The following is a 12,333-nucleotide window of genomic DNA, read 5'->3' as shown; positions in this document are numbered from 1 at the left end:
TTTCTTAATACAGCATTCTTTTCTAATCCTCAAGTTGTTGGTCCTTATTTGTATATAGTGTAGGTTCGTCCTGTGATCCCCCTATAAAATGGTTCCCAGTTGGCGATCGATAAGAGGACTTAATCATGATGTAGTTTGATTCGGCGATCCTTGGATCAGAAGTAACTTTGGTTGCGGAGCAAAGGCTACTTGACATCCCCGCAGCTTGATGAGAGTAAATTATTGTGGAGGAAAGCATCAACCGGGTGCGTTTTTCGGCTATCGCAGAATTGGAAGGAAGCGTATCCACCTAAGGTGTTAACCGGTACAATAGCCTGCTCCGGGATATTAATTGATCTGTGCCCCCAACGCAACACTAAGTTCAAAGACGCAGGTTCTCTGTTCCCTGGCTTTTCGTTTAAATGCTCACCAGAAAAAGCGAAAAAGGAAAGAGTTACTACTCTCTTGGTGGACTAAGCATGATATGTGCCCTGTGAGTGCCAGGGTTCATGATCCATGGCTGCCCTGCAAATTCTGGTTTTGTAGGAAGGCCGGTTGACTCAGAAGTTTCAAAAGGGACATACACCACATATCTTAAGTAGCCGTTAACCACTTCACCGGAAGCCCAGGTAACATCGCCGTCTTCTGCGTTGTAAACATATAGTGTACTGCCTTTAGGAATATTTATTTTACCTGCCTTTGTTTCCGTTTCTCTGATGTCGAATATTTCCTGCGATGTTTTGCCTTCCTTTTTCAATTCTCTGCCTCTTGCCATAAACGGATCGAGATCTTTTTGGTAGCAGGCCACATTGAAGCCCTTAGAGTTGGGATCATCGGCGAGGCATATTAGCCCGTTTGACCCCTCACGAAGCGTGGTGAACTCTCCTGCACTATTGTAGCCATAAACCTTGGCGCCGTCCTTAAGCTCCGTAGGTGCGGCAAGCAAGGCTGTCTTTATCTGAATGTCTGATGAGGGAACATTCTGACTATAGCCATTGGCGTGAACAGTAATCAAAAGACCGATAAGTATAATCGCTTTCATAAGTTTCATTTTAGAGGTTGCAGAGTGTTGAAATGATCAGGCGCACGTGACATCGTGCCCGCCGTCCCTGACATTAGTTAAGTGAATTTAGGAAAACTTAAGTTAATATTGCTCTTCAGCGAAGCATTGTTTGTCGAAACACGATTATCTGAAAAGGCCTCACACAATCGTGTGAGGTAATTTGCGTTTTCATTTATCGAATTTGACATTGGTACACACATCCGTTGCACTCCCTATTCGTTAACTTCGTTATACAATTAGCTCCATCCATCAATTTGAGAATTGTTTTTTAGTAGCATTAAATATGTCGCATGAGTTTTTGGTCAAGATATAGGGAGCTGATAGCGTCAAACCTGTCAAAGGAAACTGTCCCCGATATAAAAGGAGTAGATTACTGGCGTGACAAGCTGTTTTACGTCATAGTTGTTTACACGTTGCCTGTGTGCATGATTGCCTATATTCCCGCAATGGCAATATGCTATTACCTTGATCAAACTGCGATAGCGTTTTACGATAGCCTGGCGATAGTGTTGATAGTGTTGGTTACCTTCTCAAAAAGACTAAGCCTGCGTTGTCGAAAGCTCATATATGTATTCACGCTATACTTGTTGTCTGTGAGCTTGTTGTATTACATGGGAGCTTACGGCCCTGGTCTTTTGTATCTCCTGTCCACGGTCATCTTCGTCAGTCTTATCTACTCCAGCAAATTGGCCTACTGGTGTATTCTTATCAATACAGTTATTTGCCTGTTGTTCGCTCTGGGTATGCAACTGCAAGTGATGGACTCGGCCATGGTTACCATTTACACACCTGAGGCCTGGCTGGCAGTAGCCTCAAATCAGGTGTTGTTAAGTATTTTGTTTGCAGCGTCCATACAGATGCTAACTTCCGGGTTTACTCAAACGCTGGAGAAGGAAAGCTCACTCAAAGAAAATATAAAGAATGAGGTTATTGAGTCTGCCAGGCTTGTTAAAGAGTTAAAAATAAAAAATGAGGAGATGGAGCAGTTTACCTATATAGCTTCACACGATCTTCAAGAGCCGCTTAATACTATTCTGGGAATCACCGAGGTGCTGAAGCTTCCAAGCGCAAAGAGCGGAGCCAGAGATTTCGAAAAGGGCCTGGATTACATTTCTTTTTCCGTCGAACGATTGAAGATGTTAATTAAAGGTCTTTTAGACTACTCCCGCATTGGCAGGCAATTGGCAGTTGAACAAGTTAGGTGCGAAGAGGTGATAAAAAACGTCGCCAGCGATTTGCGCTCAGCCGTTTCGGAAAGTGGTGCAAAACTTATAATTGATGAATCAGTCAGGGATATGGATCCTGTAGCTGTTTTTCCGCTCGATTTTAATCAACTGTTTCAAAACCTGATCAGCAATGCCATCAAATTCAGGAGCCCGGCCGTGAGACCAGTCATAGAAGTGTCAGTCAAAGAGCGAAGTGATTTTTTTGAATTTTTAGTGAAGGACAACGGTATAGGAATAGACAAAGATAACCTCGACAAAATATTCGTCATTTTTAAAAGGGCGCATAGTGATACCTCTTATCAGGGCACCGGAATAGGATTGGCATTCTGCAAAAAGATAGTTGAACTCCATGGAGGAAAGATTTGGGTAGAGTCAAAGGCAGGCAGTGGAAGTAGTTTTTATTTCACTATATCCAGGCACCTCGCAAAATAATAGCCCGACTGCATAAAAGTTATTTATTGAAGTAATTCTCGTAGGGATCAAGGTAACGAAGACCGCCCATCCTTTTTATATAAATATTTGAAGGAAAATTTATGTTTTGCCAATCCGCAACTGCTAGTTTCGTGCGTATATAGGATTGAATCCTATTATGAATAAACGACTTTTCCATCTTTTCTGGTTTGCATTTTTTTTAACTCCAACGCTGGCCATTTCTCAAAATTGCCTGGAACAGCTGGATAGCGCTAACTACTACTCAAAAATAGATAGGGTCAGGTCTGTGTACTTTGCCGATCAACTCATCGCAAAGCTCGATTCGGGGCTTTGTCAGAGGGAGGTGGGGTACGCCGAGGCATACAATAATATTGGACTTATATACCTGGGCTTTGCAGAACACAACAGAGCTATCAGGGCCATTCAAAATAGCTTGAAGGAGGAGGTAGCGCAATACGACAGCCTGAGCCCCGGGCTTATCAAAATATGTTTGAACCTTTCAGCGGCTTATCAGAACAATAGTGACTACCTGGCAGCTGAATCGTATCTGCTTTGGGCAGACTCGCTTGTGCGAATGAACTATTCCGAACAGAGCCCTATTTACCTCGACGCTACTTATAAAAATGGACTCTTTTACATGGAGGTTGGCCAGTATGAAAAGAGCCGAACTCAGTTTGAGAGGGCGCTTAGGTTGACCTCCCAGTATTTTTCAGAAAATGATTCCATCAAGGGAGCCTTGCTGACTGAGTATGGTACGCTGCTGAGGGACATGGGTGACTATGAGGAAGGCGAAGTTGCCCTGAACCAGGCGATAGAAGCCCTGAAGGGAAAGAATGAGGTTATGCATCTGCGGGCACTTGACAGGCTGGCGGCGATAAAACTTGATCAGGGAGAGTTTTCTGCCTCGGAAAACCAGTTGCTAAACAATTTGCAATTGAAAAAGGAGCGCTACCCCTCAGACTCGCTGCTGAGAATAGAGACACTTAATAGCCTTGCGGTATTGTACTTTAGGATCAATGACCTTGTTACATCACAGGCATATTTTGAGGATTTGCTGCACTATGCAGGCAGCAGGATTGAAATCTTGCCCTATGTGACCAACAACATTGGTGCTATTTATTCGAAGAAAAGAGACTACAGAAAGGCTTTCGCTATGTTTCAGGAGAGTGCTGCGGCTATGCGGGAGCTGTATGGGGGCGTTCACCCCGACTATGCTAATGTGCTGAGCAACCTGGCCAATGTACAGAAAAGCCTGGGCGACATCAATAGCGCCCTTAATATTTATATGAGGGTGCTTGATTTGGATAAAACCATTTATGGGCCGGAAAACCCCAGGTATGCAACAACACTCAACAATATAGCGCTGATTTATCAGGCGTTTGGGTATGTGGAGTTGTCGGAGAAGCTTTTGCTGCAAGCACTGAAGATCAGGAAGGAAAAGTTGGGAGAGAAACACCCGATGTATGCGAAGAGTCTCAACGACCTCGGCGTTCACTTTCTGAATAAAGGCGACACACTTCTGGCTCTCGAGCATTTCGACGAAGCACTAAAAGCAGAAATTCACCATATGCAATCGGTGTTTCCTGTACTCACCGATCAGCAAAGACAGCTATTTTTTGAAGACATTAAGTTTAACCTGGAGCGTTTTGCGAGTATTTCCTTCGGGAAAAGATATTTTGAAACAGAGTGGACGGAAAAGGTTTACAACTACTATTTGAACACAAAATCAGTATTGTTTTATGCGGCCGACAAGATGCGCACTACTATGCTGGAAAACCCTGATCCGGTCGTCAAGAACAGCTTTGTTAAGTGGAGAGAAGCAAAGTACATGCTGGCTCAAAGCTATCTTCTCTCTGAACATGAACTGACTCTGAGAGGAATCAACATTGCAAGCCTGGAAGAGCAGTGCAACAACCTGGAAAAAAGGATGGCGCTCCTGTCATCTACGTTCTCCTCTCAGAGTGAGCTCTCTTTCTACAGCTGGCAGGATGTGGAGAAGAATATTGCAGATAGCGCTGTTTTAGTAGAGGTGATTGAGTTTAGGAACTACTCATTCAAGCTGGGTAAGTTGGGAGCCGAGCAGGGGTTTGATGACCGGAGCAGCTACGTGGTGTTCATTCTGCAGGGAGGCTCTAACCAGCTAAAAAGGATCAAGCTTGATGGCAGTGAGCAGCTGGTGGATCAGTATACCTTCTATAAAAATTCCCTCAGGTACGGCCTTGAAGATGCGTCTTCCTATAATGTATTCTGGAAAAAAATTGACGATGAACTTAAAACAGACAAGAAGGTTTATTACGCCCCGGATGGCATTTATCACAAGTTAAACCCGGCCATATTGTATGATTCGGCTACAGAGCAATACGTGTCGGACAAATACAAGCTGGTGCACATTACCAGCGGCAAAGACTTTATTCAGGGAGGCAAGGAAGCCGCTAATAAGCTGAATACGGCGGCTATTTTTGGTAATCCTGACTTTACAACCCTGACTTTGACTTCACCACTCAACCCACTGCCAGAAGCGGAAAGGGAGGCTGATGATGTAACCGATATTCTACAGGGAGGAAAGTGGAAGGTTTCGGACTTCTATTATCTGAGTGCCACAGAGAGCAACCTTAAACTTAATCAGGATCCTGGCATACTTCACCTGGCAACTCATGGCTATTTTGAGGAAGACAGCAAGCGGCAAAGTGCGTTGCTCAACTCGGGCGTTTATCTGGCCAAAGATAAGAGTACCGAGGACGATGGAATTTTGACTGCCTATGAAGCAATGAACCTTAAGCTTGATCAAACCAGGCTTGTCGTGCTCTCGGCTTGCGAAACGGCACTTGGAACAGTTAAAAATGGGGAGGGTGTTTACGGCTTACAGCGGGCTTTTTTGGTGGCGGGGGCAAGCAATCTTATTATTTCTCTGGTAAAGGTGAACGACACCGCTACAAAAAACTTCATGAATATGTTTTATTCAGAATTTGTGAAAGAACATTCCATAGAAGACTCTTTTTTCACAGCAAGACAGCGTTTTAAACAACAATACCCGGATCCCTTTACATGGGGAGCCTTTATTCTTGTATCGAAGAAGTAATTACAACATCACTATTATTTCGTCCCCGGGCTTTAACTCTTCTTCGAGTTGATTTATTTCGTATATAAGCTCTTCAATGGTTTTGAACTTTCTGGCAATAGATTCTAGTGATTCCCCTGGTTTTACTGTGTACAGGAAAAAATTATCATCAATATCTTTTTGATTGATGAGGTTGCGCATGCTTGGCGTTTTGTGCCCGGCATCAAATACTCTCAGCGTATGGCCTTCCGTCAGGTCACGATTGTCGATGCCATTCCATTCTTTGAGCTTGTTTGGTGCAATGCCCAAATTTTGCGCTGCTGACTTAAGGTCCAGCGATCTCATTACCAGAAACGTTTCTGGCTTATTATAGGCGACCTGAGTTTCCGTATGGATGATAATTTGAGCTCGCCGGCTGAAAAACCGTGCATACCAGGAGTCATTTTCAGAAATGGGCTCCTCTTCCCCGAAAGCGAACACCCTCATTTTGGCTTCGGGTATCCCTTTCGATAACAGGTATTTCATGATGGAAACGCCCCTTTTTTCACTCAGTGTCCTATTGTAATCTTTGTCGCCTCTGCTATCGGCATGCGTTTGAATGTCAATCAGGGCAATATTGCTTTCTTCAAACTGCCTCACCAGGTCATCGAGTGCCACAAAAGTTTCACTTCTTAAATACGAGCTCCCGTAGTTGAAATAGACTTTTTCGTAAGCATACTCATAAAAGCTCCCCGCAGTATCTACTTCATTCACCACGGCCTGTAGCTTGCTTGGTGTGGTGATGGTGTATTTATTCGAGAGGCTGTCAGGAGACAGCAGATACGCAAAATGGCCAGACGGGTTGGCCAGCGTCAGAATATCAGTCCGTGAGTCTATAGTCAGCCTGACAAGCTCCCCAGGCGTTACACCAGCACCATGTATATTGATAAGCTCAGTTGTTGTATTGAAAGTTGGCGGGGCGGATTCTCTCCCTGTTGGAAAAAAGATGTCGTAGCCCTGGTAGTCGTCCATCCGGAAGGTGTAAAGGTCTAATGAAGAGGCTGTATAATACTGAAAGTCGATAATGGCATCGTTTGTCATGATGTATTCAAAAAACTCCTTAAGGCTTCCATACGGAAATGCCATGACATCCAGCCTGTTCCCATCTCTGTTGGATGATAAGTAGCCGCTTTTTCCCAGGAATAGATAGGTGTCGTCCAGCGTGCTATTAAAGGGCACCCCCAGGTTATATACTTTGGGTTCGAAAAAGGACAGCTGCTTGGCCAGGTACAGATCGAAACCACCGTAACCAGCCAACCCGTTGGAGGCGAACGTCAGGCAGCTATAGGCAGGGGAGTAGAAAGGCGTTATTTCGTCGCCCTGCGTATTGATTCTTTCTCCCAGATTGATAGCTGTTGTCCACCTGCTGCTGTCAATCCGAAGGCTCATCCAAATGTCGAGCCCGCCCTGACCTCCGGGTCTGTTGGAGGAGAAAAAGATAGTATCGGCACTTGCTGTTACAAACGGATGCTTTACATCAGTACCAGGCATGTTAATAGTAGTGTCAAGCTGGGCAGGCTCCGTCCAGTTTTTTCCGTCCCAGGTGGTGACAAGCACTTTGCAGGTACTTTCTTTGTTGCAATCACTATAGTAAAACGTACGGCCATCACCGGTAAATGAGCCTGTGCCCTGCGACCATCGGGTGTTGAGTTTTTTGAAAAATGCGGTTTCCTTCCATTTGTTATTATTGGCTTTGCCGTACGATATAAGGCTGGGCAGATAGTCGCCAAACTTAGGGTCATAATATTGGAGAGAGTGTACTTTTCGGGTCGTAGACATCACGAGGTTGCCATTAACCGGCCACTCGATCACCCCAAGGTCGTTTTGATCTGAATTAACGTCTGTCAGAGAAGTGAGTTTATACTTGGGCTTCGCTCGCTGGAGCCGCATGCCCAGCTCACAACCTGCCTTCTGAAATTTAACCAGCGACAAAAGTTTTTCCTGGCTAGCTGGTTCGAGCTGTAGGAAAGTGCTAAAGATGGAGTCCGCAGCTTTAAAGTCTCCCTTGATCTTTGTCAGAAACCCATGGTAGTAAATGGAGAAGGGTTGATGAGGGCCGGAAATCACGCTCAATGCACTGAATTTCTCCTCAGCTGTGCTGTAGTTGGTGCTCTTTAAGTAACTAAACGCCTGCCTGTATCTCGACTCAAGATCACTGGGAGAAAGAGAGATCACTTTTTCGTAAAACTCCGCAGCCTCAAGGTATCTTTCTGCATCGTAGTATTCGTCGGCCACCTTCTTCAGTTTTTCAACAGACTGACCGGAGACATGCAATGAAAAAGCAAGCAGCAATGCAGACCAAAAAAATTTCATCTATATAAAATTTACTTTTTAGCGGCCAGATGGAATAGCCAAAACCTTTTGGAAGCGATAGTCGACTATTCTCCGACTTTATTCATCGTTCCACGCCGGTCCGTTGGGTAGGGTATTCCTTATGGCTATTTCATGTCTTAGAATATTGGGCTATTAACCTTGAAGGGGTTATTGCGGAAGTTGAAGTCATATCCCAAAGATACTTCAAATGATGGTGCAATTTGACCATAAATCTCATTGTTACGATAAGTATTCGAATTGAGATCGTAACTAATGCCTGCACTAAAGTCGTTGATTTTGAAACCGCCTAATACAATGAATGAATCAAACAACCGGTACCATGTGCCCACTTGCAGCGTCAAAGCAACATCGGACATGGTGCTGTTGATCTGATGTGAGAGGTAGGTGCCAAGGTTCACCTGATAGCTTTGTGATGAGTATGCCACCAATAGGGAAGGGTGCACATATGTTTTTGGCGTAACAATAAACTTGGCGTTTGATACCAGTTTGAACAGTATAGGGTTGTCGGTGAGGTACAGGCCACCAAACCGGCTTTTTGGTGTGTTGAGATTGTCGGCAGAGAGCCCAATGGTAAACGACCGATCCCTGAACATCGCATTGGGGTTATCGATGGCGGAATACAAAACGCCAAAATTGAAAACAGGATGGTAAGACGACAGCTTGCCAATATCCTCCGGGTTTTGCGAATTATCGAAGCCGATATAGGGATTGTACTGCGATCCCCATTGTAATCCATTCAGAGATATTCTTGTTTGTGTAACGCCTCCCTGTAATCCAAAGATCAAAGTGTTATTTCGTAACCGCTTCAGCTTGAGTGCATAGGCACCGGTAAGTAATATTTTTTGCGTAGAGAAAGCACCCTGAATGCCCTGGGTTTCCTTAAAGAAGGTAAGACCCGCTCCACCTACCTGAAATTTCCTGCTTGTATTCTGAAAAACAGGGTAGGAGACGGTTGCCTGACTGAGGTCATGAAGTGATCCGTCCCCTGCCAGCTTACTTTTATTGAAGTTTATCCTGGCTGAAAGGTACGGATTTGTTCCTGCAAACGCCGGGTTAACAAAAATAGCGCTGGAGTAGAACTGCGAAAACTGCCCGCCCTGGGCTTTTATCTGTCCAATGAACAGAAGAAGAATAAGGCCGATGAGTGTGCTTCTTTTCATCGCAGTAAAATAAATGATCCTTTTTTACTGAATGACCCCTGTGGCGTAACCACCTGAACTGAATAGTAGTAAACCCCTTCTGAGGCTGCAGCGCCACCGTTTGTGGTTCCGTCCCAACCCAGCTCGTCAAGTACTGCATCGGTTTGATTGACGCTGTACATTTCTACATTGTACCCGTCCCAGATGGCCATTGTGAACTTTTCAACAGGGATACCTGCAAGAAATGGCCTGAAAAGCCTGTTTTCCTCCAGAGAGGCACGGGGCGCAAATATGTTGGGTACGAAAAACGCAGGCCCGGAGCTCAAAGGCATTCTGCCAAGACTAACATACTTAGGCTCGTTTCGCAGGACCAGGGTTTTGGCAGAGGTTAGCATGCCGTAAGTCAGCGAGTCGGTGTCGGTGAGTGAACCGATGCCCAGCTGAAAGTATTTTCCCTCTTCAGCATCTAAATGGGCAATTACCGGCCCGTACCTGTGAGCTCGTATCGTTTGAGGGTTCACCAGAGCATTCAGTTCAAAGCCGTCGAAATTAACTTCAACGGTGGTGGCAAGGTTCTTCTCACTTTCTTTGGTAACTATCCACTGCGCTTCATCCGCCAGGCCGATCAGTGAATCGCCGGGTATCAAAAGAGAAGCGTCAGGAATAGCTATTTCCACAGCGATTTTATCTCCCTGAGATGCTTGCAGCAGAGAGAGGCTATTGAAATATCCGTCAATGCCCATAGGGTAGTAGAGGGCATTTCCAACGGAGGTTTGGCTTATCCTGCCCTCAATATAGCTTTCCGCCGACCCGCCAGCGATCTGCCCACTGCTCACATGCACCTTTGTAGCTTGTGGGTAGAGGTAGCCTTTGTTCATGTCCAGCATGCCTGATACATCTATTGTATTGGCGAACAGAAACAAGCGACCCTGCTTGAAAAGGATAAGGTCTTTGGCCAACAATTCGGCCCCAGTCAGCTTTTGGTCGGCGCCTCCTGTAAACTCCATCGAGCCAGCTGAGGTGTTTGCTGCAAAGTCGACATCTTTACTTAAAATCAGAGTGCCTCTGTTGTCAAGTGAACCTTCAAAATTCACCTCGTTGCTGAAAAACACCTTCGCATTGCCTTCTATATACATAGAGGCATTCGGCTGTAGCGTAAACGGCTGGGCCAGGCATTGCACACCTGCAAATAGGATCGATATGAAGAATAGAAGGCGCATGTCTATTCCTGGCTGGAAGCAGGTGCTTTGGCGGTAGTTGTGGATTGAATAAGAAGATCAAGCTTTGCTTCGAGGGTTTTGAACCGCTCGTCGTTGGAGGATAGTTGAGCCTTCATCTCATCGATTTCTTCTTGCAAACCGGAAACTCTGGCGTGTTCTTCTTTGAGGGCTTCGATGAGGATGGGGATGAGGCCCTGGTAGTTGACACTATAATATCCGTTGGCTCCCATAACAGCCAAGTCTGGAAATAACTCCTGTAACTCTTGCGCTATGAGGCCGTGGTGAAGAACGCTGTCCTGTTGGTCGATATAATGATAGGTATATCCATTTACTTCAACAAGCCTGTCCAGAACCCCTGAGATTTTGCTGATTTCTTTTTTCAACCTAACGTCACTTGCACTGAAGGAGAGTACCCTGCCTTTGGCATCTACTTGTACCTGAGCCGTAATCAAAGTACTATAAGTTCCTGCAGTTATGACATTTTGCATTTCTAACTGATCAGAAGTTATTTGGAGGCCGGATGTGCCCGACAAATTGACTGCCAGAGGGGTCCCGGCTCCTCCGGATAAGCCGTTGCCGGCGACAGATGCGTTAATGTCTATTGCAGAGATAGTCCCATTCGTGATTTCCGCACTCCCTACGACCAGCGGGCTCCAACTTGCCCCAGTTCCGTTGGTTGTCAGGTAATCTCCCACGCCGAACCCAGATTGGTCTGGCAGCACGCCAAGAGGGCTTAAATCTATGGTATTTTTACCTTGAATGGTTAAGTCGGTGCCTACCAGCGTTAGCGTTTGGAGTTCATTCGTGGGGTTCGAATCCGCATCATTGACATTATCAGTTCCAGTATCCCAGTTAGAGCCATTCCACTTGAGGACATCCATCGGATTAGGAGACGTTGCAGTGAGGTTAAAACCAGTTCCTCCACTAATGCTCACTGTATTTCCTGAAATAGATATATCCTGCTGGTATGGGCCGAGGTCAATGTTTGTGGCCGAGCCATTGTTGGTGATTGTTAGCGTATTCGCAGTCAGATTCAGGTCTTGAATCTCGTTGGTTGGATTGGCATCTGCATCGTCCACATTAAGGACCAATGTTGAACCCGATGACAAGGTGATATTTCCTGCTGTTGCGTCGGTGCTGATATCTTGAATTTCGTTGGTTGGATCGGCATCTGCGTCGTCGACATTAAGAGCCAATGTTGAGCCTGATGACAAGGTGATATTCCCTGACGTTGCGTCGGTGCTGATGTCCTGAATTTCATTGGTTGGGTCAGCATCTGCATCGTCGACATTAAGAGCCAATGTTGAGCCTGATGACAGGGTGATATTCCCTGACGTTGCGTCGGTGCTGATGTCCTGAATTTCATTGGTTGGGTCAGCATCTGCATCGTCCACATTAAGGGCCAGTGTTGAGCCTGATGACAGAGTGATATTTCCTGGCGAGGCATCAGTGCTGATATCCTGGATTTCGTTAGTAATGCTGAAGTCTGCGTCGTTGATGGAAACTGTTCCGCCGCTGTTAGAAAGTGTAAGGTTACTTCCTGCCAGTGATAGTGTTTGCAATTCGTTGGAAGCATCCGCATCTGCGTCGTCCACATTGAGAGTTAAGGACGAGCCACTGGAAAGCGAGATGTCACCAGCGGTACCGTCTGTGCTAATATCCTGAATTTCGTTTGTATTGTCAGCATCAGCGTCATTTACATTAAGGGCCAATGTCGAACCTGAGGATAAAGTGATATTTCCTGGCGTGGCATCAGTGCTGATATCCTGGATTTCGTTCGTAATGCTAAAGTCTGCGTCGTTGATGGAAACTGTTCCGCCGCTGTTAGAAAGTGTAAGGTTAC

The 12,333-nt window shown here is 45.6% G+C and carries 7 protein-coding genes; 2 read left to right on the top strand and 5 right to left on the bottom strand.

Translation table 11 applies throughout. The features are described 5' to 3' along the window. Positions 1–436 precede the first annotated feature (436 nt). Positions 437–1,021: a hypothetical protein gene (locus tag AAC052_RS27095; RefSeq protein ID WP_317491473.1), complete on the bottom strand. Its 585-nt coding sequence runs from the start codon at positions 1,019–1,021 to the stop codon at positions 437–439. A gap of 311 nt (positions 1,022–1,332) precedes the next feature. Here AAC052_RS27095 and AAC052_RS27090 point away from each other — a divergent pair, with 311 nt between their 5' ends. Both AAC052_RS27090 and AAC052_RS27085 read left to right on the top strand, forming a co-directional pair. Continuing rightward, positions 1,333–2,700, top strand: a complete 1,368-nt coding sequence (locus AAC052_RS27090) for an ATP-binding protein (RefSeq protein WP_339816253.1) — start codon at positions 1,333–1,335, stop codon at positions 2,698–2,700. Positions 2,701–2,857: 157 nt separating this feature from the next. Further along, positions 2,858–5,779, top strand: coding sequence for a CHAT domain-containing protein (locus AAC052_RS27085; RefSeq protein WP_339816252.1), 2,922 nt, complete (start codon positions 2,858–2,860; stop codon positions 5,777–5,779). On the opposite strand, the gene AAC052_RS27080 is transcribed toward AAC052_RS27085, so the two are convergent. From AAC052_RS27080 to AAC052_RS27065, 4 genes are all read right to left on the bottom strand, one after another. Beyond that, positions 5,780–8,110: an OmpA family protein gene (locus AAC052_RS27080; protein WP_339816251.1), complete on the bottom strand. Its 2,331-nt coding sequence runs from the start codon at positions 8,108–8,110 to the stop codon at positions 5,780–5,782. A 137-nt stretch (positions 8,111–8,247) separates the two neighbouring features. Next, positions 8,248–9,291: a PorP/SprF family type IX secretion system membrane protein gene (locus AAC052_RS27075; protein WP_339816250.1), complete on the bottom strand. Its 1,044-nt coding sequence runs from the start codon at positions 9,289–9,291 to the stop codon at positions 8,248–8,250. Then, complete coding sequence (locus AAC052_RS27070; RefSeq protein WP_339816249.1) at positions 9,288–10,490, bottom strand: hypothetical protein; 1,203 nt, start codon at positions 10,488–10,490, stop codon at positions 9,288–9,290. The genes AAC052_RS27075 and AAC052_RS27070 overlap by 4 nt, the downstream gene beginning before the upstream one ends. A 2-nt stretch (positions 10,491–10,492) precedes the next feature. Next, positions 10,493–12,333 (bottom strand): tail fiber domain-containing protein (locus AAC052_RS27065; RefSeq protein WP_339816248.1); only part of this gene is annotated, 1,841 nt, incomplete at its 5' end.

This window comes from uncultured Imperialibacter sp., from assembly GCF_963974565.1.
GTDB classification, from domain to species: domain Bacteria; phylum Bacteroidota; class Bacteroidia; order Cytophagales; family Cyclobacteriaceae; genus Imperialibacter; species Imperialibacter roseus.
The sequence above is the reverse complement of the archived record's forward strand: the minus strand, read 5'-3'. Positions and strand labels throughout refer to the sequence as shown.

Bases quoted from the DNA above. Each gene is read 5' to 3' on its own strand.
- AAC052_RS27080 (WP_339816251.1), bottom strand. From the start codon at position 8,110: ATGAAATTTTTTTGGTCTGCATTGCTGCTTGCTTTTTCATTGCATGTC.
- AAC052_RS27075 (WP_339816250.1), bottom strand. From the start codon at position 9,291: ATGAAAAGAAGCACACTCATCGGCCTTATTCTTCTTCTGTTCATTGGA.
- AAC052_RS27090 (WP_339816253.1), top strand. From the start codon at position 1,333: ATGAGTTTTTGGTCAAGATATAGGGAGCTGATAGCGTCAAACCTGTCA.
- AAC052_RS27085 (WP_339816252.1), top strand. From the start codon at position 2,858: ATGAATAAACGACTTTTCCATCTTTTCTGGTTTGCATTTTTTTTAACT.
- AAC052_RS27095 (WP_317491473.1), bottom strand. From the start codon at position 1,021: ATGAAAGCGATTATACTTATCGGTCTTTTGATTACTGTTCACGCCAAT.
- AAC052_RS27070 (WP_339816249.1), bottom strand. From the start codon at position 10,490: ATGCGCCTTCTATTCTTCATATCGATCCTATTTGCAGGTGTGCAATGC.